The following is a 25,612-nucleotide window of genomic DNA, read 5'->3' as shown; positions in this document are numbered from 1 at the left end:
GCTCACCTCTAACTCAAAATAGTCTCTTCTTTGCTCAGCTGTAATGCTTTTTTCACTGCATAGGCTTTTTTAATCGATTCTTTATATTCGTGTTTAGGGACAGAATCTATGACGATCCCCGCACCTGACTGCATAAAGGCTTTTCCTTCTGTACAATACGCAGTACGAATGACGATATTAAAGTGCATATCTTGATTGAATCCAAACCAGCCTATAGATCCAGTATAAAGCCCACGTCTTGTTGGCTCAAGTTCTTCTATGATTTCCATCGTCCTCACTTTTGGAGCACCTGTAATCGTTCCACCTGGGAATACAGCTCTCATGACATCTACCGCGTCAAATTCATCACGCAGCTCTCCTTGTACATTGGATACAATATGCATCACGTGCGAATATTTCTCAATCGCCATAAATTCGTTCACTTTTACGGATCCATAAGTGGATACGCGTCCAAGATCATTCCGCTCAAGATCAACGAGCATCACATGCTCTGCGCGTTCTTTTTCATTTTCAATGAGCTCTTTTGCCAGCGCTTGATCCTCAGCGTCGTCTTTGCCTCGTGATCTTGTTCCGGCAATTGGTCTTGTTTCTAGCTGAGTTCCTTTTTTCTTAATAAGCAGCTCTGGAGATCCACAAACAATCTGGAAGTCAGGCGTATGCAGGTAAGACATATAAGGAGATGGATTGACTTGACGTAACGTTTTGTATAAATTATACGGGTGAGTGTGAAGCTGTTCATCTTGTCTGATGGATAAGTTCACTTGGAACACATCACCGTTTGCGATATATTGCTTAATTTTCTCTACTGCTTCCCCAAAGGTTTCTTCAGTGAAAGGTGATGCCGGTACAAATTCTGTGGAAGATTCATTGACAGGTGATTGTGCTGATTCTTCTGAAGAGCTTGTCCATTTTTGCTTCCATTCTTCAAGCCTTTGGTTCGCTTCACTCCCTGATTCAGCTTCCTCTATGTGCGTAATCAGCCACAGCGCGTTTTCTTCATGATCAAAAACTGCAACATCATTAAACACGAGGAAATAAAGGTCTGGTGTTTGTAGATCATCAATTGCCAGCATCTTAAAATGCTCGATGTATCTAGCATAATCGTAGCTTAAAAACCCAATCGCTCCGCCTTGAAAGTCGGGGTATTCGTCGTTCGTTTCGGTTTGAAGGGTTTGAAACCAATCCGTAAACGCTCTGAATGGATCACCTTCTTTGAACAGCACCTCATCTTGATAATGGATGGTCGTCATCCCATCTTTCCCCTTCGCTTTAGCGATCGGGTGAATACCAGCGATGCTATATAAACCGCCGCGTGCACTTTCAAGAAGCACATGATGTGTTTCACGAGCAGTTAATTGTTCGTATCTTTTCAAGAATGCATCTTTCGTAAAAGGAATTTTGATGCCCATCGGCCTGCGTTGTGTCATGTTATCATCCTTTTTCATTTTCATTAATCTTATTGTAATGCAATCCAATTTATTTAGAAAACAGTATTTGCTTTCCATCTTCAGAATTCATGAAAAAACCCCAGCAAATGCTGGGGTGATTGGTTTAATCGAATTGATAAAGAGGTGTACTGAGGTAACGCTCTCCATTACTTGGGATGATGGCGAGAACCTTTTTCCCTTTACCAAGCTTCTTCGCTGTTTGAAGCGCTGCGTAAATAGCTGCTCCTGAAGAAATACCGCCAAGAATTCCTTCTTCTTTCGCTGCTTTTCTTGCAAGCTCAAATGCATCTTCGTTTTTCACTTGGATGATGCCGTCATATATTTCTGTGTTCAAGATTGAAGGAACAAAACCTGCTCCAATTCCTTGAATTTTATGCGGACCCGGCTTCCCGCCTGACAATACAGGGGAATCTGTCGGCTCTACTGCATAAAGCTGGATGGATGGGATGGCTTCTTTTAGGACTTCACCAGCACCTGTAATCGTACCGCCCGTACCAACACCTGCAATAAATGCATCAAGCTCGCCGTCAAATTGTTCAAGGATTTCTTTCCCAGTTGTACGACGGTGAATCTCCGCATTGGCTTCATTGCTAAATTGCTGAGGCATGAAGTAACCATGCTCCTCTGCCAATTCTTCTGCTTTTTTGATGGCACCTTTCATTCCTTCTGCACCTGGTGTTAAGACAAGCTCCGCACCATAAGCGCGTAAAAGGTTGCGGCGCTCCTGACTCATTGTGTCCGGCATAACCAAAATCGCGTTAATTCCTTTAGCAGCCGCTACCATTGCAAGGCCGATTCCCGTGTTTCCGCTTGTTGGTTCAATAAGCGTATCGCCGGCTTTTAATGTTCCTTTTGCTTCAGCATCTTCGATCATCGCTAAAGCAATACGATCTTTGACACTGCTGCCCGGGTTCATATATTCAAGTTTCAAGTAGACATCCGCACTGTCTTCATCTACTAAACGGTTTAATTTAACGACTGGTGTATTTCCTATTAGTTCAAAAACTGAATTTGCAATACGAGCCATCACTAACACCTCTATCTCCGAGTAATTTTATTGTATTAATATTAAATTATCAATTTCAAAAAATTTTGTCAATGCTTTTAGTCCTGCTCGCCATCGTAAAACCATGTGACTTTTGCTTCTTTCCACAGGGTTTTGACATTCGCCTTTTCACCTAGATCTTCCATAGCGATCTGCCTTTTAATCTGATCTTTGACTTCTTCGTAGGAGAAAGAGCGGCCATTTAATTTTTCTTTTAACTGAATAATGGCATACCCGTTTTTGGTCTGAATCGGCTCTTTCGTCCATTCATCTGGCTGAAGCTTTTGAGCTTCTTGTATGTATAGGGCCGGGATACTTTCCTGCTCTTCTGTCACAAATCCAAGATCTCCGCCGTATGGTGAGGTGTAACGGTCGATTGAACGTTCAGCTGCTACGGCTTCGAAGCTAGATCCACCTTTTAAATCTTTCAATACATTTTCAGCCTCGCTCTTTGTCTTCACGACGATATGGCGAATGCGGTATGAATCATCATATTGATATAAGTCCTTGTTTTTTTCATAAAACGATTTCGCTTCTTTTTCAGAAACGACGGCATCTCTTGTTAAAAGCTGCTCTAATAAAATTTGATAACGAATCTGTTCTTTCCATTCCTTCTCACTTGTATGTCCATCTTCATAGAAATTATTAGACACCGCTTTGAGCATAAGCAATTCACGATTGATCTCTTTTGAAGACACTTCCAGCTTGTTTTGCTTGGCAAGCTGATTGACCACCTTTTGATTGATCATTTGCTCAAGTGTCGCCTTTCCGTAGCGGTCTTCCATTTTCTTTAACCATTCTTGACGCGTCACCTTCTCTTTTCCAATCGACGCAATTTCCTCACCGCTCTTCCCGTTAGAAGAGGCCTGTGACATTTGTGACTTTGTTAATACATATGCAATGACAACGGCATTAATCATGAGCAACACGAGGATAAATGTCCATACCACTCTTGCTTTTAGTCTCATCTTTCGTCTCCTTTCCATTCTAAAAAGAAAACCCGCTGCTTAGAGCTTAGCGGGTTAATTCTTCACGTAGCTCTTCCAGCTCTTCTTTTGTAAATACATACGTTTCGTTACAAAAATGGCATTGAGCTTCTGCTTGTCCGTCTTGTTCAATCATATCATCAATTTCGGCTTTTCCTAGGCTGATAATGCCATTTGCAAACCGTTCTTTTGAGCAGTTACAAGAAAATTCGACGGGTACAGTTTCTAAAATTTGAGGCTTTTCACCGAGTACTTCTTCTAATATTTGTTCTGGTGTCATCCCTTTTTCAATGAGTTTAGAGATTGGTTCAATGGTTGACAGGCGCTTTTCTAGTCTTTCAATGACAGCATCTTCTGTACCAGGCAGCAATTGAATGATGAAACCGCCTGCTGCGAGTATCGAATTATCTGGATTGACAAGGACACCTACGCCTACAGAGGAAGGCACTTGCTCAGAAGAAACAAGATAATAAGTGAAGTCATCTCCAATTTCACCTGAGACGATTTCCGTTTGTCCTGTAAAGTGGTCCTTCAGCCCGATATCTTTGACAACACTTAACGTTCCAGATGTTCCGACTGCACGTCTCACATCCAGCTTGCCATGTTCATTTAAGTCAAAGTGAACTTGTGGGTTTGAGACATATCCTCGTACCTGGCCTTTTGCATTTCCATCAGCAATAATGGCGCCGATTGGTCCACCGCCTTCTATTTTGACAGTTAGCTTATTCTCACCTTTCAGCATAGCACCCATCATGACTGTTGCTGTCATCGTTCTGCCGATGGCTGCTGATGCAGTCGGCCACGTATGATGTCTTCTTTGTGCTTCGTTGATTGTATCTGTTGTGTTTGCAGCATATGCGCGGACTTTTCCGTCATATGCTAACGCTTTAACTAAGTAATCCATTTGATTTAAACCTCCTATAATACACCGACACGATTACGTTCATAAATGAGCTGCAGTCCTTTTAATGTGAGGAACGGATCGACAATATCAATACAGTCTGATTCATTTCCAATCAATGTAGACAAACCGCCTGTTGCAATGACTTTCGGTGTTTGTTTGGCTTGCTGCTTCATCCGTTTCACTATTCCCTCGACTTGGCCAACATATCCATAAAGGATGCCGGATTGCATCGCACTGATGGTGTTTTTTCCAACAATGTGATCTGGACGGACAATTTCAATTCTCGGCAGCTTCGCCGCTCTTGTATATAAAGCCTCAGTTGAAATGGTAATACCCGGTGCAATCGCTCCACCCATGTATTGTTTTTGTTCATTGATATAACAGTAGGTTGTTGCTGTTCCAAAGTCTACCACAATAAGAGGCGCCCCATATAGGTGAATGGCTGCTACTGCATTGACAATTCGATCTGCCCCGACTTCCTTTGGATTGTCACACATAATGTTTAATCCAGTCTTCATTCCAGGCCCTACAATTTGGGGTGTTATGTGAAAATACTTTTCGCACATTCTTTCAAGTGCGAACATCATAGGCGGGACAACAGACGAGATGATGATCCCTTCTATTTGGTCAAACATCAGCCCCACATAATCGAATAAAGCCCTGATGGACATACCAAATTCATCTTCTGTTTTATGACGGCTTGTTTCAATTCGCCAATGGTAGTTTAGATCGCCATTATGATAAACACCTAAAACGGTATTTGTGTTTCCTACATCTATCACGAGTAACAACTTCATCACCACTTTGAATAGTTTCTCAAAAAGAGCATTTTTCGACTTTCTATCATACCATACACGAATTGAGTTCCATTTGTAAACAATTCGAAACCGATCCATTCATGAATCGAAATAAAAAAAGCTGCCGGTGATCCCGGCAGCTTTCACAGAAGGAGATTAGATCTCCTCATCTTCTTTTTTCTTGATGTTTACTTTCACATCATCGTTTTTCTCTTCGTCATCTGCGTATACACGCTCTGGAAGCTTTCCAGTTTCGTAAAGAGATTTAATTTGCTCAGCATCTAATGTTTCAACTTCTAGAAGGGCCTGTGCGATGATTTCTAGCTTATCTTTATTCTCAGTGAGAATTTGCTTCGCACGTTCGTAGCTCTCCTTAATGAAACGCTGAACTTCTTGGTCAATTTCGTAAGCGATCGCTTCACTGTAATTCGGCTCATTGTTGAAATCACGGCCAAGGAATACTTGACCTCCTTGTGATTGACCGAATTGAAGCGGACCAAGTTTATCAGACATACCGAACTCTGTAACCATTCTTCTTGCAATGCCTGTTGCACGCTGGAAGTCGTTGTGAGCGCCTGTACTTACTTCGCCAAACGTAATTTCCTCTGCAACACGACCGCCGAGCAAGCCGACAATTTTATCAAGAAGCTCTGGCTTCGTTTGGAAATAACGGTCTTCTCTTGGAAGCATGACCGCATATCCGCCTGCCTGACCACGAGGAACGATCGTTACTTTATGCACCATATCCGCTTCGTCTAGGATAAGACCAATGACGGTATGACCTGCTTCATGGTAAGCCACGATATTACGTTCTTTCTTCGAAATGACGCGGCTTTTCTTCGCCGGCCCAGCGATGACACGGTCAGTCGCTTCATCGATATCACGCATATCGATTTTCTTTTTGTTTTGACGGGCAGCAACAAGTGCTGCTTCGTTTAGTAAGTTCTCAAGATCTGCTCCAGAGAACCCTGGTGTTCTGCTAGCAATGGCTTTTAAGTTGACTGACTCGTCAAGCGGTTTGTTTTTCGCATGAACTTTCAGTACTTCTTCACGGCCAATAACATCTGGGCGGTCAACCGTAATTTGACGGTCAAAACGTCCCGGACGCAGCAATGCAGGGTCTAGAATATCTGCACGGTTCGTCGCAGCAATGATAATAATACCTTCGTTGGCACTAAAACCATCCATTTCAACAAGAAGCTGGTTAAGCGTTTGTTCACGCTCATCATGACCGCCGCCAAGACCGGCTCCACGCTGACGACCCACTGCATCAATCTCATCAATAAAGATTAAGCAAGGTGCATTCTTTTTCGCATTTTCGAATAAATCACGTACACGTGATGCACCGACACCGACGAACATCTCGACGAAGTCAGAACCACTGATGCTGAAGAAAGGAACGCCTGCTTCTCCTGCAGATGCTCTCGCAAGCAATGTTTTACCTGTACCTGGAGGTCCTACTAGTAAAACCCCTTTAGGGATTCTTGCGCCAAGCTCCGCAAATTTACGTGGATCCTTCAGGAATTCAACCACTTCTACAAGCTCTTGCTTCTCTTCATCTGCACCGGCAACATCTTTAAATTTCACACGTTTCTTCTCTTCTGTGTAAAGCTTCGCCTTACTCTTACCAAAGTTCATGACTCGGCTTCCGCCGCCCTGAGCTTGGTTCAATAAGAAGAAGAACAGGATAAAGATGATGATAAACGGAATGATGGTTGTCAGAACTTGCAGCCATCCATTTGTTTCAGGTGCTGGTTCTACTTTTACATCTGTATTCTTCAGTGCACTGTAAATTTGGTCAACACCTTGACCATCTGGAACATGGGTAATGAAGTATTGATCTTTCTTCGCGCCATCTAATTGACCACGAATTTCATAAACCCCTCTTACAGGCTGAATGGAGATACTCTCCACTTTTCCCGCACTTAGATTTTGCGAAAATTTGCTGTAAGACATGTTCTCAGGCTTTTGATTTGGGGATCCTAACCAACTGACGACCCCTATCACAAGTAATAAAATAAGTATATAAAAAATCGTATTACGAAAAACCCGATTCATTCCTTACCTCCTCCCACAGTAAGCACAACTATGTTCAATAGTATCATAGAAAATCATTCCAACACAACCAATAACCTCATGTATACGTATGCTGATCAGCCTTCGTAAACAGATGGTTTTAACACTCCAATATACGGGAGGTTTCGGTAACGTTCAGCGAAATCCAATCCATAGCCGACAACAAATGCATCTGGCACTTCAAATCCAACATAATCTGCTTTGATGTCTGCTTTGCGGCCGCTTGGTTTATCAAGCAATGTCACAATTTTAATGGAATTTGCTTTACGGTATCGGAAAAGCTCTACCAGATAGCTCAAAGTTAACCCACTGTCGATGATATCTTCCATAATCAAAATATCTCTTCCTTCAACAGAAGTATCTAGATCCTTAATGATCTTTACTTCTCCAGAAGATACGGTAGACTTTCCGTAGCTAGATACATCCATAAAATCAAGTTCTAAATATGTATCAATGTGTTTGATCAGGTCTGCCATGAATGGAAGAGCCCCTTTCAAAACACCAATAGCCAGGGGAAATTTACCATCATAATCGCTGGTTAATGTTGCACCCAGTTCCTTCACTTTTTGCTGGATCTCTTCTTCTGAGATCAAAATCTTTTCAATATCTTGTTTCATGCTTTTGCTTGCCCCCTACAAATTTTCGTGCTGTCTATATTGTAATACAATGAGATCGCTGTTTGTCATATCAATTTCTTCAAAAACGGATTTTTTCAGACCTGGGATCCAGATGATTTGATGATCCGAGTCAGTGACGATCGGCCAGCTGTCTCTTTCTGCAAGAGGCACTTTTTTATCAATAAATATATCCTTCACCTTTTTTGATCCATTCATCCCTTTAAGTTTGATTCGATCACCATTTTTTCGTGAGCGAATGATCAAAGGGAGACGAACATGATCTTTTTGAAGCAAGAAAAAATGGTTTCCGTTCCGTGCATCCTTCGGAACATGATTTGATACGACGATAGACTGTCCATTTGGGAGAAAAAGCTCTTCTCCGAGCTCAGCCTTTAAGTGAAGAGCATAAGACTGGTCTAATACATGCGATCGTTCAAAGGTAAACATACAGTGATCATAAGACTTGACAGCTTGTAAACCTTTTGGCAAATCTAATGATCCAGACGGTTGATCTGTATGAGATAACCAGTCTAAAGTCCCTAGAATATGCTGGTTTGAAAACGCTGATTGAGTGTTTTCATAAAGATAGTTTAATATTAGTTGAATGCCTCTTCTTTGTAAAGGCAAAGGCAGGTCAAGCAAAGGCTTCGTTTTGATCTCAATTTGCTTAGGCGATTGACTCGTTATCACTTGGTTCATTTGTTCCTTTGTTAAAGCCTGCAAGTATTGCTCATCCTCAGTCAGCATGTCACTTACAAACTGAAAGCTTTCATGTACATGAGGTGCCTCTTCTTTTAACACGGGAAGAATATGTCTTCTTACCCGGTTTCTCAAGTAGTCATCCGTATGATTGCTTTGATCAATGACATAGGGGACATGTTCTTTTTCACAAACTTTTAGCACGTCGTCTTTAGAGTATCCAATGAGCGGACGAATCAGCCATCCGCCTTGAAAAGGACGTTTTGCTTGGATACCCGCGAGTCCAATACCAACAGTCCCTCTCACAAGTCTCATCATCATTGTTTCTACTTGGTCGTCTCCATGATGTGCAAGCGCTATAAATTGAGCGTTGTATTGCTCCATCAATTGACGAAAGAAAGCATATCTGCACTCCCTTGCAGCTGCCTGTTTGTTTAAGCGGTTTTCTTTTGCATATTGGGTGACCTGTATGCGGGACGATTCAAAAGGGATCTCGTGCCCCTTACAGTAAGCCTCAACAAATGCCAAATCAGCGAAGGACTCTTCTCCTCTGAACATGTGATCTACATGGGCTGCAATCAGCTGATAGGAACCTTTGCGACGCTTGTTAAGTTCATGCAGTAAGAGCATGGAATCCGGTCCGCCGGAAACCCCGACAATGACTGTCGTATTTTCAAGGTAAACATCATGTTTTTTCAAAAAAGATTCAATTCTACTCACAACTTCCTCCTCACAAAAGAGCAGGTAATTTAAAGATATACATATCCTATCACTTTCAGTAGCTCCAAGCAAAGAAGAAGCCTGCTTTTTTCCGGCTCTACAACAGGAACAAAACCACATATGCACAGTAAAGAGCGAGTACACTGCACACGATAAGAATGGTTTCAAAAAGTCCGCCTGATTTTTTACGCACTGACGTTCTCTTTGCTGCTGCAGCCCGCGATCGTGAGGTCACTTGTTGATTTTGATTAACAGCAGGTTTTGGCGCGTTTTTTTGCTGCTGCTTCTTCTGGCGCGATTTCCTTGATGCAATCAGCTGTCCTTCTTTCAACATCGCACTTTTCATGTCTGCTGCTGATTGATATTTACCTTGTAGAGCAGCCTTTAACACCCTTTCATATCGCTTTAATAAAGGATGTCCTTCAATAGCTCGATAAAGCTGCTTTTCTGGTTCTGCTCCTTTTTTGAATTCTTTCTTATACGCACAGTTCACCATCACCATCGTCAGAGCAAATAAATCATAAGTTGGATCAGCTTTTCGTGTACCGAATCCCCAATAGCCTCGATCAAAAAACTCGGTATACTCCTTAATTGCCCTGCCCGCTTTCGTCGTTCCTCCCACATCAATGCACCGGATCGTGGCCGGGGGCCCAGAAACAATGAGATTATCCGGCTTTAAATCACCAAAAATCCAGCCTTCCTGATGTAAATGAGCCAAGCTAGATAAAAGCTGAATCATTAAAACCACAATCCACTCATCACCCTTTTGTTTCACAAATTCAAGCAGTAATGGGCCTCTGACATATTCCATCACATAAAAAGAGCGTTTTTGAGGCATACCAGGATAAATCGCATCATCCATATCATAAAAAGAAGGCCCCATGGTTTTCACAGGAGCCTTTGAAAAGGATTTTAAAACATTGACTTCAGATGCAATGAGCATACTGTCATCACTCACTTTAAGGGCCGCTTGCCCATGTGGCGATTCGGCCAGATAGACAACACCGTTCGCCCCTTTTCCAAGCTCTTTTACAATACGGTAATGATGGTGGTGCCATTTCCCTTGAATCACCGTGCCTAACGGTATGTTAGAAGCCGAATTCATCATCATGCTCTTCCTTTGCTTCAAGCAGCCCTTTGCGTGAACGAACTGATTTGAAATGCTGAAGTGCTTCCCGAAGCGCTGGTCCCGTTGGGGTGATTCCTCCAGTGGTCAGTTTTGGGAAAATAGATGATAATGAATCGAATCGAGGCGTCCAATTCAACACAATTTCAGCATCTGAGTTTTTCCCGGGAAATACACACATCCCAAACTGATTTTCTCCAATTCTTGAATTTAAACTGATGGAAAGGTCGATGAGTGCTTCTTTTACGGTCGGCAGCTTCGGTTTCATACTTGCACTTGTATCAACAAGCACGAGTACTTGAAGGTGAACCGTCTCTCCTAACTCATCTACAACCTCCATTACTTCCCCGCGCTTATCAGGTGGAAGTTCTTCAATTTCAGCATCTTTGCCGAGAATTTGCTGCAATTCTTTATTCACAACACCTTGCAAGGTTTGTGTCATCGCTTTTTTTGTGACCATTTGTACTGTTTGAGATAACTGCTGGACGTAGACAACTTGATGGATACCTCCGCCTGCGAGAGCAATCCCCTCTACTTCCTTCATCGCTTCATGATCGTGTCTGTTTTCTTCCATAATGCCAATGACATTGACTGTAATCCCTTGTTCCTTTGCCAATGAGGCAATCGCAAGCGGATCTTCCCCGTGATTTGAGCAGCCATCTGTAATCAATAAGATTTGGTTGACGTGACCTTTTCGCATCTTCATTCCTCCTGGGATTGTAACTGAATGCTTATATCCCCATCATCGCCAGAAGAAATTCATATTATACGATATTTTAAGAAATCTCTTGTTTCTCAAGATAGAATGTACCGGTCGGAATGGAAGCCCATTTTGGTGTGTTGTGGTCGAGCCTGATGACAACAACTGTCATATCGTCATCAATTTGGCCTGCTCTTGTTCGAATGACCTCTTCCATTAATAAATCAGCAATTTCTTGGGGATCTTCTGTTTTAAAGCTTTTCATTTTCCGTTTCACCCACAGATCATGATTTTCAATATGCTTTGGCCCTTCAAAAATGCCGTCACTCATCATAATCAATAGATCTCCTGCCTTCATCTGTTCACTCACAACCTCGACTTCGAATTCATCAATAATACCGATTGGCAAGTTGCTTGCTTGTACCTTCATCACCTGATCACCCCGTTTAATAAAGCTGGGTGTTGAACCAATTTTGAGGAACTTACAGCTCGCATCCTGTAAATCAATGATCGATAAATCCAATGTTGAATAGATCTCGTCCGTCGTTCTTAAAGATAAAATACTATTAATGGTTTTAATCGCCACTTTTTCATTGATACCTGACGCCAATATTTTTTCTAACAGCTTAATCGTTTCATTGCTTTCAAAATGAGCCCGTGCTCCGTTGCCCATTCCATCACTAATAGCTGCAGCATACTTGCCCGCACCAAGCTCCATCATGCTGTAGCTGTCTCCAGATACCAGTCCTCCGCCTTTTGCTGCATGTGCCACGCCTGTAGCCACTCGGTATGATTTAGCAGAGCCAAATACAACGTGGCAATAGCCTGTTGGATGCTCTGCACACTGCTCTGCTTTGACTAAAATCTGTTCTTCTAAAATATCTGAAAGCATTGGAGCAATGATTTTTTCACATTCCCCATGCCCTTGGCAATATGGGATTCTCATTTCAATATCCACATTTCCCTGCTCCAAGCTATAGATTTCTACTTGCTGGATTTCAATGCCAAAGTGCTGAAGCGCTTCTATCATCTGCTCTTCCTGAATAAAGTGCTGTTCTCTTTCTCGTTTTATTTCCCGGGAAAAATCCTCCATTACTTGCGAGACCCCCATCAGCTGTTCAGCCACAAGACGTCTGCTGTCTTGGACTTTTTTCTTCAATGTCTGATTGGCTTTATAGTAAGCGATCTCCTCTTCGATCAATTCCTCGACATGTTTTGATTTTGAGCAGTGCTGACTAAATTTCTTTTTCAATTTTCGGTTATGCTCATACGTTTTTTCATCAGATTCATGCATAACTTGTTTCATTAGTTCATAGGTTGTATCAAAGTTCTGCACCCAGCATTTATTTTTCTTATAGCACGTTTGACAGGATCGTTCTGTGATCGTACTTAAAAAAAGATCTACATCCTCTTCCTGCTTCTTCTCTTCAGGAATGGATTCGTAAAATGTCGCAAAACTCTCAGACAGCGCATGAAATACATGAGAGAACTGATCTACCTTTTTTGCTGTCACGTCTCGTACCTTCCGAGCATATTGCTGCTGCTCTTGTACATGCTCTACCGTACCAGGAATGTATTTCGCTACCTTGGAGGTGACTGATTGCGGCGTGAGCAAAAAGAGTGCAACCGCTATAAGTGATTCATACAGTGTGGTCATGAGACCTGCTGATCCTTCCCCGTACAGTGAAATGAGTAAGGAACCCACAATTAAGCCGATGGCTGCCCCTGCTTTTTTCCCTTCTTTCAGCAATCCGCCTAATAAGCCTGAAAAGGCAAGAAGACTCATCTGATAAAGGTTTCCGATGTTAGCGAGACCGAGAATTAATCCTGTCACAACACCGACCGTACAACCAATACTGGCTCCGCCAATAAAGGCAAATGTCAGCACTACATAACGTGACAAAATATGCTCTGCCTGCATTCCTTGAAATGTGATCCCAGCAAGACCAGTTAAAACTGAGGCAATTAAAATCATAAAACAAATAATTTCTTCGACCTTTAATGAGTGTTTAATTTTCCTGACTGTAAAAATCGGCAGGCTTTGAAGAAAAATCAGAGTCAAAATGAAGGCAAGTCCTGCTTCGACACCCGCCATGACGTAATCATAGCTTTGCACAGCACCTTGCTCTAAGTAAACAAACGCTCCTCGGGTGATCAGCATTGAGAGAACAATGACAACCGGTAATGTTTTCACTGGGTCTTTGATGATGAAAGAAACCACCTTTGACATAAGGAGAAACATGAGCAGCGACGCAAACACAAACAATGCATTTTGAGGTGATATCGTCATCGCCCCTGCGAGTAAAGCTAGACAAGCAAGCATCGCCTTATCTCTTTTAATAAGCAGCATGGAGCCAAAGAAAGGCAGAGCAAACGGCATAATTTCAGATAATATAAAGGCTCGTCCTAATAAAAAGCCTAGAACAACATAAATAAACCCTTTATAGAAAAAAAGAGAATGCGTGTGATGAAGAAACAGGTTTTTCATCTTTTTTAATCCCGCACTGATTCTTTCAAACCCCGCTCCTGTTAAATCAGTTCTTCTTTCTAGTTTTTCCATCTTCTCATCCCCCACCTGATATTCGTTGCTTGTCATTATAGCGAAGGTGAAAAAGAAATTTTGTCAAAAGAAGTTGTCGTTTCCATAAAACGTTCGACGCTTTATTCGTCAAAGAGGCATACTTTCATGAAAGTCGATGTCTTTCATCAGAATTTTACGAAGGCACAAAAAAACAGCTTTCCTATAGAAAGCTGTTTCGAAGATGACCCGTACGGGATTCGAACCCGTGTTACCGCCGTGAAAGGGCGGTGTCTTAACCGCTTGACCAACGGGCCTTGCTTTATGTTCTAGTTAAAAGGATAGCGGCGGAGGGGATCGAACCCCCGACCTCACGGGTATGAACCGTACGCTCTAGCCAGCTGAGCTACACCGCCATAATGAAAATGCGCTAAGAAGCACAAGAACTATAATACAAAGGATTCGCTTGTCCGTCAATAGAAAGTTTTAAATTAAATGACGAAATCTCAAAAAATGTCGTATGGATCATGAAAAAAAGCACCTGCTGAACAGCAGATGCTTTGTTGTGAAAATATATAGAAAGCAGCAACAAGTTAACCTCTTCTTGCTCCGCGCCCCCCACGTTTTGATTCCGTGTTACGTTTTAAAGATGTTAAGCGATCTTCGCTATCTTTTAAGAATTTGTTCATTTTTTGTTCAAACGATTCCTTCGGACGGAAATCATTTCTGCTTGGTCTTGATTGTTGTTGAGGACGATCTTTTGCTTTTTTAATGGACAAGCCGATTTTACCGTCTTTTTCAACGTTAATCACTTTCACTTCAACTTGTTCACCGACTTTTAAATGCTCATTAATATCTTTTACATAGTTATCGGCTACCTCACTGATATGAACGAGACCAGTTGAACCGCCTGGCAACTCCACAAAAGCTCCAAAATTTGTAATGCCCGTAACTTTCCCTTGTAACTTGCTGCCAACTTCAATCGACATAAAAAAAGTGCTCCTCCTTAGACTTATAAAAAAATCTCATTTGTTCAATTATACATAAACTGAATTTTAAGTGTCAACAAGGCTAATCGCTCTTATTGCCCACATCAAAGATTTTTTCGCCTTTTTTGGACATATAATAGTCCCGTCGTGCCAGTTCGAGTACGTATTCCTTGCTTTTCAGCTTCTTAATTTCATCAGAAATATCTTCCTGCTTTGTTTGTAATTGCTTCAACTCTTTTTCGAGCGCAACCTTCTTCTCTTCTTTTTCCTTTAGTGAAGACGATTGCGACCAGAGGGCACTTGTCACCAAGACAGCAAACATGAGCACGATTACACCAAACACGGTAAGCCTTCTAAGGAGTCCGCGACGTTTGCGTTTTAAGCGCTGCGCTTGCTGTTCCATTTGTTTTTGGTAATCATTTTGAATTTGTGCGATATTTCTTTTTCTCTTGTTCAAGATTGAAGGCCTCCTCTCTCACTTTGTCCAGAATTGTTTCCATTTCGTTTTGATGGTACCAGATAATTTCTTGGCCCCTTGTAAAATTCCTGCTCCTTTTGAGAAAAACAATCTCATTGATGTTCGCCATTTTTCGGGAATCCGATGAATAATGGTCACATTGAGTAACCAGATGAGCGGATAACAAACAATCGACAGCACCTTCCACACGAGCCGAAACGTAAAACGAACTAGACGTAAGAGCGAGTGGAGCAAGAACAGTATAGCACTTATGACCAATGTGATCATCCAGCGGATCGGCTGGAAGACAATCGACATGACCAGCCTTTTCAGGAAGAGAACGGTCTGATATACACACATCATGATAAACTTGAGAATCTTAAGATACAGATGTTTCATCAATGCCTGATACATCGAGAAACCTAGAGCAACGGCTAGAAAAATATAAAGCCTGAATTCTCCCTCATTTGTCAGCAGCAGGACGTAAAAGAATAAGAGACCCTGTACCATCCAAAAAAGGAGATCGTGGATAACCAAAAGCCATTTTGCTGTTTTTTCCCGATTCACAAACAGCTTGTACGTATCAAGCGATGCGCCCAGCCAGATGCCCATCGCCGCCATGGAAAGCATCGTATAAAACTGGACTGTCAGCGTCATTTAAACAGCTTGCTAAAAAATCCTTTAGCTTTCTCCCCGTGCTGCTCATCCACATAGATTAAATCAAAAACACGCCCTTTAATCGACACAACGCCCTTTTCGACGTCTAGGTTTTTCATTTGCAGATTTTCTCCGCGGATGGCGAGAATCCCCATGACCGTCTCCAGCAGAAATTCCTCACTATCAAAACTTTCCACTTGTTTGACACCAGTAATATCTAAATGCTTTCTGTTTCGCATTGTGACATTATGCTCCGCGTCTGATGACAGCTTCGTGCCTTGAGGTTGATTATAATATTGATTCATCTATACATCCCCCATATCTCATACTTGCATGTTACTGCATTGTATGTGATAAGAGGGTCATTTAGAACAAGCCCTATTCTGCTGTTTTTTCTTCTTTTAGCACAGTATACATGCCAGCCGCTTCTTCTTTTTTCGTCGTGTCCTTTAACTCGTTGACTTGAACAGTCACTAGTTTTTGACCAAAGCGGATTTGCAGCTCATCTCCTTCTTTCACGTCAGAGCTTGCTTTCGCCTGTGTTCCGTTAATAGAAATCCTGCCTTGATCAGCTACTTCTTTTGCCAATGTTCTTCTTTTAATTAAACGGGACACTTTTAAAAATTTATCTAGTCTCATGTGTCTTCACCTCTTTCTATGCGTTTCGCATCGTTCCATAGCTCGTCCATTTCCTCTAGCGTTAAGTCATCTAATGAACGGCCTATGTCCTTTGCTTTTTGTTCGATATGCTGAAAGCGCCGTATGAATTTTGTGTTGGCAGAAGCGAGCGCCGTTTCAGGCTCTAAGTGATAGAACCGGCCAATATTGACAAGAACAAACAAAAGATCTCCAAATTCATCTTTCATCTGCTTCGTTGCACCTTCGTCCGTCTTCTCTGCCACTTCATCGAGAAATTCCTGCTTTTCTTCTTCGTATTTGTTCCAAATATCTTGAACATCTGTCCAATCAAAGCCTACCTTGGCAGCTTTCTTTTGGAGCTTATATGCCTTTGTTAGTGCTGGAAGTGTCGCCGGAATCGATTGCAAAATAGAACCGGTCCGCTCTGGCTTCTCCTGCTGCTTGATTTTTTCCCAGTTGGCAACCACATCTGCTGCCTCAGAAACATTCGTGTCACCAAACACATGGGGGTGCCGCCGAATCATTTTTTCTGTGACATGCTGAATGACGTCATCGATTGAGAAATAACCGTCATCTTCGCCAATTTGAGCGTGAAGCAGCACCTGCAGCAGCACATCGCCAAGCTCTTCCACCATATGATCTGTGTCATCTTCATCTATCGCTTCAAGCAGTTCATAGCATTCTTCAATTAAATATGGTTTGAGTGATTCATTTGTTTGTTTTTGATCCCATGGACAGCCGCCCGGACCTCTTAATGTACGTATAACGTCACGGAAGGTGTCAAATTGTTGATAAAGCAGCTGTTCATCTTGAATTGGAGGAACATAAACACTCGTTAAGTTATTTATCGACACATCTCGATCAAGTTCAAATAAAGGAACGGCAGTAATCTGTTCCTGACTGCTTCCAGCTGCAGTCACAATATAAACTTCATAATCGTCGGGAAGCTTTTCCATCAGTGTGAGTTTCACATTCGAAGCTGTCATCTGATCATATACCTGACAAATCAGGACGTGCTGGGTTAATTTCAGATCATCCGCTCTCATATCCCCTGCATCAACGAATTGTAATCCCTCGATGGGATCAATCTGCAAGGAGTTGAATGTCGCATCTAGAAAGCTTTGTCCACCAGCGACAGACACCTCAATCCCGCGCTCTTTCTGCCCGGAAACGAGCAGCTGTACGGTCTTTTCTGCCACAAATGGATGACCAGGTACTGCGTACACAATGTCTTTTTCCGCTGCCTCTGAAAATAATATTTCGGTAATTTCCTGATACACCTGATCAAACTGATCGTGCTTTTCATAAATTTCATCAAAAAAGGTGAGAGCTGGGACCTCCTGCATCAACTCTGCGGTAAGCGGATGATCCTGCGTTCTCATAAATACTTCTTTCGCCTGCTTCAGCTGCTTATATACACCGAGCGTCAGCTGATCCATGTCGCCTGCCCCGAGACCGACGACGGTAATCTTACCTGCCATTTTGATTCCCTCTCATCTGTTTAAAATATAAAATCTTTTCTCCTAATGGAATGAGTCTCCATTCCTCGTCCGTAAATACTTCTAGCTTAAGAATACTATATAAAAAGGCGAAACCACCAATAAAAACTGATGTCAGGCTCTCTAAAACGGAAAACGGACGTTTTTCAAAGGGGATGACCCATGAAAACAGAGCCTGATATCCTATTAAGACCACAGCCATGAAGGCGGCTGATAAAAGAATTTTCACCGGGAACAGCTCTCTCAACGAAATCCATCCTTTATGCTTCAAATAAACGGCATTGAGCACGGCTGCTGTGAGAAAACCACATACAGTTGACCATGCGGCACCTTGGATGCCAAATAACGGTACAAGCGCAATCGTTAGAATCCATTTCACCAGCACGCTGAGGACCACCACAACAGCAGGGTACACAGTATGCCCGAGCCCTTGCAGTAAAGCCGTCTGCGTAATGGCAATCGATGTAAAGGCGATCGATATACAGAATATTTGCAAGGCATCGGTGCCTAAATCATTACGAAAAAGCATTGTATTTACTGGTGCTAAAATACAAATCAGTCCAACCGCTGACCCTATCCCTAATACCGACGTGGTCTTAACCGATGACCGAACTTTTTGCCGTATCGTTTCATGCTCTCCATTCCTCATGGCTGCCGATAAAAATGGCACAAGTGAGGTTCCGATGCTGATGGCAAACACCGTTCCGAGCTGTAAGAAAGGCTGGCCTCGGTCATATACACCTTTCGCCGCCTTTGCCGCCGCTTCACTGAGACCCTCGCTGCGCAGCAACGCATACAGATGAAAAGCATCAATCATTTGCATCCATAAAATGAGCAAACCGCTGACACAAATCGTCAATGTATACAGCACCAAACTCTTCATAACATCTTTTTTTCGAAGTGTCACCTGTTTGCCTGACATACTTGCAGCAGACTGCTTTCGATAGGTCAGCCAAAGGAAAAGAAGCAAAATGAGCGAGGCCGCACTTCCCGCGATAGAAGAGAACACTGCACCCGCCCCTGTTTCATAAAGCGAATAGCCATGCCTCACGAAATAGAAGGATAAAACAAGCAGGACACCTACCCTGATGAGCTGCTCAACCAACTGAGAAACAGCCGTTGGAAGCATCAGACCGTCACTCTGAAAAACTCCCCTCAGCATCACAGTGAGCGGCAGAAATAGAAACACAAAAGCACTCATCTGGATGAGCAGAATTAATTGACTGTCTGCCATAAGACCCGCAATTGTGCCTGCTCCTATGTAAAGACAAAGAAATAAGACCAGGCTCAGTAAAGTGATATAGATCAAGGATACCCTTGTAATGATCCGTCGATTCTCTTCCCCATGCTCACTCAAAAGCTTGGACACCATGACAGGAAAACCTGTTGTACCAAGCATGATGGCAATGCCAAGGAAAGGATATACCTGCTGATAAATATAAAACCCTGTGTCCCCTACGATGTTTTGAAACGGGACACGGTAAACGGCACTTAGTACCTTTGATAACAAGCCTGCGATGGTCAAAATCACCGCACCCTGGAAAAGCCAGTGCGGCTGATTCACAGCATTTTTCATGGATGACTCCTTTAAAATAGATCTACAGTTAAACGCACTCATTATATCATACGTGAAAAAGACGTTCCTTTCTAAGGAGTAGACGGCACATGTCTCGTTTTGTTTCATTCCATATAAAAAACCGACAAAATCAAATGATTTCATCGGCATTCTTTCGTTTTATCAAAATGATATAGAGTTATTAGACCTAATGTTCCATTTGACGGGCTAAGAAGCCAGCTGCTGTCTCTGCCGCTTTATGCTCCACTTCTCCCATTGAACGCTCTTTAGAAAATAAGACGACAGCGCCAATCGGATCTCCGTTTGCAACAATAGGTGCAATGGTATAAGAAGATACGTCATCATCAATACCATCGACAAGTTGAATTTCTTTTTTGTTTTCTTCTAACACAGAATTACGCTGATCCATTGTTCGTTCAAGTAAATCACTGATGGATTTGTTTAAGTACTCTTTTTTCGAACTGCCGGATACAGCAATATACGTATCTCGATCACAGATCAGGATGGAATGACCCAAACTGTCGAATAATGCATCAGCATATTCCTTCGCAAAGTCTCCTAGCTCACTAATCGGCGAATACTTCTTCAAAATCACTTCTCCATCGCGGTCGACGAAAATCTCAAGCGGATCTCCTTCCCGAATGCGCAATGTTCTGCGAATCTCCTTCGGAATAACCACTCTACCTAGATCATCGATGCGGCGTACAATTCCAGTTGCTTTCATTCACTGCTGCCTCTCTTTCGTTTGATGATGTGTTGGGTGAATGGAACAAAAGCGTCCACTTTATGCAACATTCACCACTTGACCCTGAGTTTAGTATCCGTCACATCAAACGTAATATACACGAGAGACAAACAAAATTTTATGAAGATGGAATGGTTTCTTTTTTCACATCTTGAAGGCCTCGAAGCATGTTAAGAACAACCTCAAGCCATTCCTCTGTCTTCTTGCCTTTCGTTTGGACAGAAATAATCAGCTTGCTGCCTTCCATTCCCAATCCGATTTCACGTCCATATTTACTGCCGAGCTCAAATAATTTTTGACCGTCGATTTCACCGCTTGCTTTCTCATCAAGGGTCATTCTGACAATGCCTTTCTCCATCTTGATCAGCTCGACACGTTCCTGGACAGCGTACACCTTCATTGTCGCAATCGTAAACAAGTCAGCCACTTCTTGCGGATATTCACCAAATCGGTCGATCATTTCATCCTGAAGCTCTTTTCTCTCTTCAATCGATCCAATTGCTCTGAACTGTTTATACATTTCAATCTTTTGCTTGCCATCCGAAATATAAGTGTCTGGGATGTAAGCATCAATTTGCAGATCAATTTCTGGCTCGAATTTATCTTGAGCCGTTGTATCGCCTCTTCTTTCCTCAATGGCTTCTTTCAGCATTTGAGAATAGAGATCGAATCCAACCGAATCAATGAAGCCATGCTGCTGAGCACCAAGTAAATTCCCTGCTCCTCGAATCGTTAAATCACGCATCGCAATTTTAAACCCAGATCCGAGCTCTGTGAATTCTTTAATGGCTTGAAGTCTTTTCTCCGCAACTTCAGAAAGAACTTTATCTTTTCGATACGTGAAATAAGCATAAGCGACACGGTTCGAACGCCCGACTCGTCCTCTTAGCTGGTACAGCTGAGAGAGCCCCATTTTATCGGCATCGTGGACGATGAGCGTGTTCACATTTGGAATATCGACTCCCGTTTCAATGATGGTGGTACTGACCAATACATCTGATTCACCTTCAAGGAAATTGATCATCACTGATTCCAGCTCGTTCTCACTCATTTTCCCGTGCGCATAACTGACTTTTGCGTCTGGGACCAGCATGGAGATTTCGTCTGCTTTTCGTTCAATATCCTCAACACGGTTATAAAGGAAGTACACTTGACCGCCGCGTGCTAATTCTCGCTCAATCGCTTCTCTGACTAGAGCGCCATTGTACTCGACCACATAGGTTTGAACAGGGAATCGATTTTCAGGCGGTGTTTCAATCACTGATAAATCCCGCACGCCTAGCATGGACATATGAAGCGTACGCGGAATTGGCGTAGCCGTTAATGTCAGTACGTCGATATTGGCTTTCATCTGTTTAATTTTCTCTTTATGCGTCACACCAAAACGCTGTTCCTCATCAATGATCAACAGTCCTAAATCCTTGTAGACGATGTCTTTTGAAAGAAGACGGTGTGTGCCGATAACCATATCGATCGTTCCGTTTTTCAGCCCTTTTAACGTTTCAGTTGTTTCTTTTCTTGTACGGAAACGGCTCAGCTGCGCAATTTTGACAGGGTAGTCTTGGAATCGGTCCATGATTGTGTCAAAATGCTGCTGCGCTAAGATGGTTGTCGGAACTAGCAGGGCTACCTGCTTCCCATCAGCAATCGCTTTGAAGGCCGCACGAATAGCCACCTCCGTTTTTCCGTAACCCACATCTCCACAAAGCAGACGGTCCATTGGACGTTCCCGCTCCATATCCTGTTTAATTTCGTGAATCGAACGGATTTGATCATCTGTTTCCTGGTAAGGGAACGCGGATTCAAACTGGCGCTGCATCTCATGATCAGGCGAGAAAGCATATCCTTTGCTTGCCTCGCGTTCTGCGTACAGTTTAATCAGATCATCTGCGATGTCCTGTACAGATGTTTCCACTTTTTTCTTCACACGTTTCCAATCGCTGCCGCCTAGTTTGTACAGCTTTGGTTCTTTACCTTCTGATCCTACATATTTCTGCACCTGATCAATTTGTTCAACCGGTACATAAAGCTTATCGCTTCCTTGATAATGAATATTTAAATAATCTTTATGAATGCCGCCGATTTCAAGCGTTTCAATTCCTAAATATTTACCGATCCCGTGGTTAATGTGCACCACATAATCGCCGACTTGAAGCTCTGAATAGCTCTTGATCCGCTCTGCATTGGTCAGCTTTTGCTTACGTGCCTGCTTTTTCACACGTTTCTTGAAGAGTTCACCTTCTGTGATTACAGCAATTTTTGATAACGGCAATTCAAAGCCCGTTTGCAGCTCACCTTGTAAAATATACACCTGTCCGCTTACAAGCTCAGCGTCCGGTTTAGCAAGAGCGGCTTCAATGTCATAATCATGCAGAACAGACGACAGCTTTTCTGTCCGCTCTTCATCAGCACCTAAGAAGACAACCGTGTATTGCTGTTTTTTATAGCGTTCAATTTCACTCGCCAGCACATTCATCTGCCCGTGGAAATTCTGCATTTGCTTACTAGATACATTGACGATATTTTGCGGATTTGTCTGCTGGACATGTCTCAGGAACAAAGAGTAGTACAGAATGGATCTCGATTGCTGATTGATCAGTTCTTGGAACGGGAAAGATAGAGATAAATCATGGAGAATATTGCCTTCTTCAAGCAGACTAATTGTCCAATCGGCTTCTTCCTGTTCAAGCTGTTCTTCCATCTCCTGAATTCTGCTGATTTCATCTAAAATAATAATCGTATCCTGCGATGTGTAATCTAGCAAACTAGCAGGCTTTTCATAGAAATAGGACAGGTACTTCGTCATTTCCTGTGTCACGATGCCTTCAAGCAGCTTCTCGCGATCAGCAGAAATATTTTGATGAAGCAGTTCTTTTTGCTGATCTGAGTTGAATTTCTTTAAGCTCTTCGCCAGCCCTTGATCAAGCTGTTCAATGGCTCTCACTCGTTCAGGACCTCTCACAATTAACTCTTTTGCAGGACCTATTTTGATTTCTTGAAGGGTTTCTAATGAACGCTGTGTATCCGAATGAAACGTTCGAATCGAGTCTACTTCTGTATCAAACAGTTCAATACGGATTGGATGATCTTCCGTTAACGCATAGATGTCGATGATTCCTCCGCGCACACTAAAATCTCCGGGCGCTGCAACCATCGACGTCCGGTCATAACCAATTTGTACGAGCTGTTTTGAAAACGCCTCCAAATCAATTTCTTCACCGATCTTTAAATGGATCTGACTCTCCTTCCAGAGCTCAACTGGCGGAAGCATCCTGCGAACCGCAGCAGCGGGAGTGACGATAATGGGGTTTTCTCCATTCGCAAGTCGATTCAAGACATCCAAACGCTGTGCTCTCAGCTCAGGACTGGCCACTGCAATTTCTGAAGCGATGAGTTCATTGACAGGATAGAGAAGAACCGAGCGATCCGGCATCACACTTGCTAGATCATCTGTTACCTTCTGCGCCTGATATAAATTGTGAGTCACAATAAACATTGGCCGCTTCAGTTCGTCTGATATCGCGGCTGTAAATAAAGATCTGACGGAGCCTGATAGTCCGGCAAGCAGCTGTTCTTTTAACCCTTCCTTTAGCCCATTAAAAATAGACTGAAAATCATCACTTTGTTTGATAAATGATTGTATGTTTTTCATTTGGCTCCTCCTCCCTGTTTGTTTAAAACAGAAAAACGCTTTGGTCTAATATCTACACCAAAGCTTTTTTATTGAATAAAAGTATGATACTGATGGTAATCAGGATTTCTTTCAAGCGCCTCTTGGCAATCCTCACAAATGGTTTGTACATGTAAATCACCATTTTCCCTATAAGAAATCATATCGTTTCTTTCCTCATTTGTTAAGTGATGAAATCCAAGTGCTTCACTTTGGACAGCAGATTCATCTAGACTGCCAACCTTTACACCACAGTGGCGGCAGTAATAATGCAAAGCCATACGTGATCCTCCCATGCTGAGATTTTATGATCAGTATGTGCTTCGCTTATCATTCTTATACCTTCTTGTTAAAATCATTCATCACTTCTAAAAATGGCTTTTTTAAAGCCGCTTCACAAGCCTCGACAGACGATTGAATGGCTGATGCGATGTCAGGCTGTTCTTCTTCTGAGAAACGTCCTAGTACGTAATCAACGACCTTCATGCCGTTTTGAGGACGTCCAATGCCGATACGGAACCGGTCAAATTCAGGTGAACCTAAATGCTGAATTAATGATTTGATTCCATTATGCCCGCCTGCACTTCCTTTTGTACGTAAGCGAATCCGGCCAGTTGGCAAATCAAGATCATCATAGATCACTTTCAAATGTTCAAGGGGAATATCGTAATAGTCCATCAGCGGACGCACACATTCTCCTGATAAGTTCATATATGTAAGCGGCTTTACAAGTAGAACCTTTTGCCCCGAAACAAACCCAGTTCCAAATTGTCCATGGAATTTTGATTGATTTAAAGGAATGTCCCATTTTTTTGATAATTCATCTATTGTCATAAACCCGACATTATGTCTTGTTTTTTCATATTCTTTTCCTGGATTGCCTAATCCAACGAATGCAATCATGAAACCAATAACCTCCTTTGTCACACAGCACACGCCTAAAAAATGAGCCAATCAGATTGCCTCATGTAAAAACGTATGAATTCTTTTCATTCTAGCACAAAAGACGCAACCGCGGGAGGGTTACGTCTCTAAATGACCAGTTATTCTCCATCGTCATCCTTTTCTTTAATGGCCTCAGGCTCTTGCGGCTCTTCTTCGCTATCTGGCTCAGGAACCTCTGATTGCTGAGGCGGCAGAATGGAGGCAACGACTTCTTCTGGATCGTTATTGATTTGATAAGATGACTGAACAGGCAGATCAGCAACTGTTAAGACATCATTGACTTCTAAGTTTGTAATATCAGCTTCAATATTCTGCGGAATATCTTTTGGTTTCGCTGTAACAGATAGTTCAAATAGTGGCTGCTGAAGCACACCGCCATCTTTTACCCCTTTAGACTCGCCAATCAGCTGTATTGGTACATCTGCCTCAATTTCACGCTGTAAGTCAACGACTTGGAAATCAGCATGAACAAGTTCGTTTTTCAACGGATCTGTTTGTAATTCTGTCACCATCACAGATTTCGTTTCACCACCCACGTCTAAGGTGATGATTGTATTCTTCCCTTCATCACGTAAGGTTTTTAATAAATCGATGCTGTCTAATGAAACAGCCAGATTGTCTGTATTTTTTCCGTATATGACACCAGGAACGTGTCCTGAATGACGGATTTTTTGCAGTGTGGAACGTTTGAAATCAGTTCTTTTATTTGCTTTTAAAGTTGCCATATTCAGCACCATCCTATTTCTTTTTTGTCACTACTCTCATAATTACCCATAACCGAATCATTTTAAACCTATTT

General features: G+C 42.5%; 23 protein-coding genes and 2 tRNA genes. All 25 read right to left on the bottom strand.

Translation table 11 applies throughout. From position 1 onward, the window contains the following. Positions 1–8: 8 nt before the first annotated feature. The 25 genes from MHB66_RS00450 to MHB66_RS00330 all read right to left on the bottom strand — a co-directional run bounded on the left by MHB66_RS00450 (position 9) and on the right by MHB66_RS00330 (position 25,538). A complete protein-coding gene (locus tag MHB66_RS00450; RefSeq protein ID WP_046314475.1) occupies positions 9–1,427 on the bottom strand; it encodes an anthranilate synthase component I family protein in 1,419 nt (472 codons plus the stop codon). 124 nt (positions 1,428–1,551) lie between these two features. Then, on the bottom strand, positions 1,552–2,475 hold the full coding sequence (gene cysK, locus MHB66_RS00445; RefSeq protein ID WP_024425655.1) for a cysteine synthase A: 924 nt from the start codon (positions 2,473–2,475) through the stop codon (positions 1,552–1,554). A gap of 77 nt (positions 2,476–2,552) precedes the next feature. Next, positions 2,553–3,461, bottom strand: a complete 909-nt coding sequence (locus tag MHB66_RS00440; RefSeq protein ID WP_041115232.1) for a peptidyl-prolyl cis-trans isomerase — start codon at positions 3,459–3,461, stop codon at positions 2,553–2,555. A 46-nt stretch (positions 3,462–3,507) separates the two neighbouring features. Then, on the bottom strand, positions 3,508–4,383 hold the full coding sequence (gene hslO, locus MHB66_RS00435) for an Hsp33 family molecular chaperone HslO (protein WP_041105733.1): 876 nt from the start codon (positions 4,381–4,383) through the stop codon (positions 3,508–3,510). Between the two features lie 14 nt (positions 4,384–4,397). Beyond that, a complete protein-coding gene (locus tag MHB66_RS00430) occupies positions 4,398–5,174 on the bottom strand; it encodes a type III pantothenate kinase (RefSeq protein WP_024427185.1) in 777 nt (258 codons plus the stop codon). A gap of 162 nt (positions 5,175–5,336) precedes the next feature. Further along, positions 5,337–7,238, bottom strand: a complete 1,902-nt coding sequence (gene ftsH, locus MHB66_RS00425; protein WP_034284252.1) for an ATP-dependent zinc metalloprotease FtsH — start codon at positions 7,236–7,238, stop codon at positions 5,337–5,339. Between the two features lie 95 nt (positions 7,239–7,333). Then, on the bottom strand, positions 7,334–7,873 hold the full coding sequence (gene hpt, locus MHB66_RS00420) for a hypoxanthine phosphoribosyltransferase (protein WP_008357399.1): 540 nt from the start codon (positions 7,871–7,873) through the stop codon (positions 7,334–7,336). 15 nt (positions 7,874–7,888) lie between these two features. Then, positions 7,889–9,292, bottom strand: coding sequence for a tRNA lysidine(34) synthetase TilS (tilS, locus tag MHB66_RS00415; RefSeq protein WP_046314462.1), 1,404 nt, complete (start codon positions 9,290–9,292; stop codon positions 7,889–7,891). A 97-nt stretch (positions 9,293–9,389) separates the two neighbouring features. Further along, on the bottom strand, positions 9,390–10,397 hold the full coding sequence (locus MHB66_RS00410) for a serine/threonine protein kinase (RefSeq protein ID WP_080943506.1): 1,008 nt from the start codon (positions 10,395–10,397) through the stop codon (positions 9,390–9,392). Beyond that, positions 10,381–11,118, bottom strand: coding sequence for a VWA domain-containing protein (locus tag MHB66_RS00405; protein ID WP_034284249.1), 738 nt, complete (start codon positions 11,116–11,118; stop codon positions 10,381–10,383). Before MHB66_RS00405 ends, MHB66_RS00410 begins: the two co-directional genes overlap by 17 nt. A 76-nt stretch (positions 11,119–11,194) precedes the next feature. Then, positions 11,195–13,678 (bottom strand): stage II sporulation protein E, encoded by a 2,484-nt coding sequence (gene spoIIE / locus MHB66_RS00400; RefSeq protein ID WP_024425648.1) that lies wholly within the window; start codon positions 13,676–13,678, stop codon positions 11,195–11,197. Between the two features lie 203 nt (positions 13,679–13,881). Beyond that, positions 13,882–13,953, bottom strand: a tRNA-Glu gene (locus MHB66_RS00395). Between the two features lie 25 nt (positions 13,954–13,978). Beyond that, positions 13,979–14,052 (bottom strand) — tRNA-Met (locus MHB66_RS00390). A gap of 177 nt (positions 14,053–14,229) precedes the next feature. After that, complete coding sequence (locus tag MHB66_RS00385) at positions 14,230–14,625, bottom strand: S1 domain-containing RNA-binding protein (protein ID WP_008357409.1); 396 nt, start codon at positions 14,623–14,625, stop codon at positions 14,230–14,232. Between the two features lie 82 nt (positions 14,626–14,707). Continuing rightward, a complete protein-coding gene (locus tag MHB66_RS00380) occupies positions 14,708–15,082 on the bottom strand; it encodes a septum formation initiator family protein (protein WP_003217952.1) in 375 nt (124 codons plus the stop codon). Between the two features lie 18 nt (positions 15,083–15,100). Beyond that, on the bottom strand, positions 15,101–15,739 hold the full coding sequence (gene yabQ, locus MHB66_RS00375; protein WP_041115217.1) for a spore cortex biosynthesis protein YabQ: 639 nt from the start codon (positions 15,737–15,739) through the stop codon (positions 15,101–15,103). Further along, entirely contained in the window at positions 15,736–16,044 is a 309-nt protein-coding gene (gene yabP, locus MHB66_RS00370) for a sporulation protein YabP (RefSeq protein WP_024425646.1), read from the bottom strand. Before yabP ends, yabQ begins: the two co-directional genes overlap by 4 nt. Positions 16,045–16,117: 73 nt before the next feature. Then, on the bottom strand, positions 16,118–16,378 hold the full coding sequence (locus MHB66_RS00365; RefSeq protein ID WP_008341839.1) for an RNA-binding S4 domain-containing protein: 261 nt from the start codon (positions 16,376–16,378) through the stop codon (positions 16,118–16,120). After that, a complete protein-coding gene (gene mazG, locus MHB66_RS00360; RefSeq protein WP_046314456.1) occupies positions 16,375–17,859 on the bottom strand; it encodes a nucleoside triphosphate pyrophosphohydrolase in 1,485 nt (494 codons plus the stop codon). The genes MHB66_RS00365 and mazG overlap by 4 nt, the downstream gene beginning before the upstream one ends. Continuing rightward, on the bottom strand, positions 17,849–19,453 hold the full coding sequence (locus tag MHB66_RS00355) for a polysaccharide biosynthesis protein (RefSeq protein WP_046314454.1): 1,605 nt from the start codon (positions 19,451–19,453) through the stop codon (positions 17,849–17,851). Before MHB66_RS00355 ends, mazG begins: the two co-directional genes overlap by 11 nt. 187 nt (positions 19,454–19,640) lie before the next feature. Next, a complete protein-coding gene (gene spoVT, locus MHB66_RS00350) occupies positions 19,641–20,177 on the bottom strand; it encodes a stage V sporulation protein T (protein WP_046314451.1) in 537 nt (178 codons plus the stop codon). A gap of 139 nt (positions 20,178–20,316) precedes the next feature. Further along, on the bottom strand, positions 20,317–23,850 hold the full coding sequence (gene mfd, locus MHB66_RS00345; RefSeq protein ID WP_041115203.1) for a transcription-repair coupling factor: 3,534 nt from the start codon (positions 23,848–23,850) through the stop codon (positions 20,317–20,319). Between the two features lie 68 nt (positions 23,851–23,918). After that, positions 23,919–24,149: an anti-sigma-F factor Fin family protein gene (locus MHB66_RS00340; RefSeq protein WP_003217967.1), complete on the bottom strand. Its 231-nt coding sequence runs from the start codon at positions 24,147–24,149 to the stop codon at positions 23,919–23,921. A gap of 55 nt (positions 24,150–24,204) precedes the next feature. After that, positions 24,205–24,771, bottom strand: coding sequence for an aminoacyl-tRNA hydrolase (pth, locus tag MHB66_RS00335; RefSeq protein ID WP_024425643.1), 567 nt, complete (start codon positions 24,769–24,771; stop codon positions 24,205–24,207). 140 nt (positions 24,772–24,911) lie between these two features. Further along, positions 24,912–25,538: a 50S ribosomal protein L25/general stress protein Ctc gene (locus MHB66_RS00330; protein WP_034284155.1), complete on the bottom strand. Its 627-nt coding sequence runs from the start codon at positions 25,536–25,538 to the stop codon at positions 24,912–24,914. Positions 25,539–25,612 lie beyond the last annotated feature (74 nt).

Source organism: Bacillus sp. FSL L8-0167, from assembly GCF_038630295.1.
Taxonomy (GTDB): Bacteria; Bacillota; Bacilli; order Bacillales; family Bacillaceae; genus Bacillus; species Bacillus safensis.
The sequence above is the reverse complement of the archived record's forward strand: the minus strand, read 5'-3'. Positions and strand labels throughout refer to the sequence as shown.

Bases quoted from the DNA above. Each gene is read 5' to 3' on its own strand.
- MHB66_RS00450 (WP_046314475.1), bottom strand. From the start codon at position 1,427: ATGACACAACGCAGGCCGATGGGCATCAAAATTCCTTTTACGAAAGAT.
- cysK (WP_024425655.1), bottom strand. From the start codon at position 2,475: ATGGCTCGTATTGCAAATTCAGTTTTTGAACTAATAGGAAATACACCA.
- MHB66_RS00440 (WP_041115232.1), bottom strand. From the start codon at position 3,461: ATGAGACTAAAAGCAAGAGTGGTATGGACATTTATCCTCGTGTTGCTC.
- hslO (WP_041105733.1), bottom strand. From the start codon at position 4,383: ATGGATTACTTAGTTAAAGCGTTAGCATATGACGGAAAAGTCCGCGCA.
- ftsH (WP_034284252.1), bottom strand. From the start codon at position 7,238: ATGAATCGGGTTTTTCGTAATACGATTTTTTATATACTTATTTTATTA.
- hpt (WP_008357399.1), bottom strand. From the start codon at position 7,873: ATGAAACAAGATATTGAAAAGATTTTGATCTCAGAAGAAGAGATCCAG.
- MHB66_RS00410 (WP_080943506.1), bottom strand. From the start codon at position 10,397: ATGAATTCGGCTTCTAACATACCGTTAGGCACGGTGATTCAAGGGAAA.
- MHB66_RS00405 (WP_034284249.1), bottom strand. From the start codon at position 11,118: ATGCGAAAAGGTCACGTCAACCAAATCTTATTGATTACAGATGGCTGC.
- spoIIE (WP_024425648.1), bottom strand. From the start codon at position 13,678: ATGGAAAAACTAGAAAGAAGAACTGATTTAACAGGAGCGGGGTTTGAA.
- MHB66_RS00385 (WP_008357409.1), bottom strand. From the start codon at position 14,625: ATGTCGATTGAAGTTGGCAGCAAGTTACAAGGGAAAGTTACGGGCATT.
- yabQ (WP_041115217.1), bottom strand. From the start codon at position 15,739: ATGACGCTGACAGTCCAGTTTTATACGATGCTTTCCATGGCGGCGATG.
- yabP (WP_024425646.1), bottom strand. From the start codon at position 16,044: ATGAATCAATATTATAATCAACCTCAAGGCACGAAGCTGTCATCAGAC.
- MHB66_RS00365 (WP_008341839.1), bottom strand. From the start codon at position 16,378: ATGAGACTAGATAAATTTTTAAAAGTGTCCCGTTTAATTAAAAGAAGA.
- mazG (WP_046314456.1), bottom strand. From the start codon at position 17,859: ATGGCAGGTAAGATTACCGTCGTCGGTCTCGGGGCAGGCGACATGGAT.
- MHB66_RS00355 (WP_046314454.1), bottom strand. From the start codon at position 19,453: ATGAAAAATGCTGTGAATCAGCCGCACTGGCTTTTCCAGGGTGCGGTG.
- spoVT (WP_046314451.1), bottom strand. From the start codon at position 20,177: ATGAAAGCAACTGGAATTGTACGCCGCATCGATGATCTAGGTAGAGTG.
- mfd (WP_041115203.1), bottom strand. From the start codon at position 23,850: ATGAAAAACATACAATCATTTATCAAACAAAGTGATGATTTTCAGTCT.
- MHB66_RS00340 (WP_003217967.1), bottom strand. From the start codon at position 24,149: ATGGCTTTGCATTATTACTGCCGCCACTGTGGTGTAAAGGTTGGCAGT.
- pth (WP_024425643.1), bottom strand. From the start codon at position 24,771: ATGATTGCATTCGTTGGATTAGGCAATCCAGGAAAAGAATATGAAAAA.
- MHB66_RS00330 (WP_034284155.1), bottom strand. From the start codon at position 25,538: ATGGCAACTTTAAAAGCAAATAAAAGAACTGATTTCAAACGTTCCACA.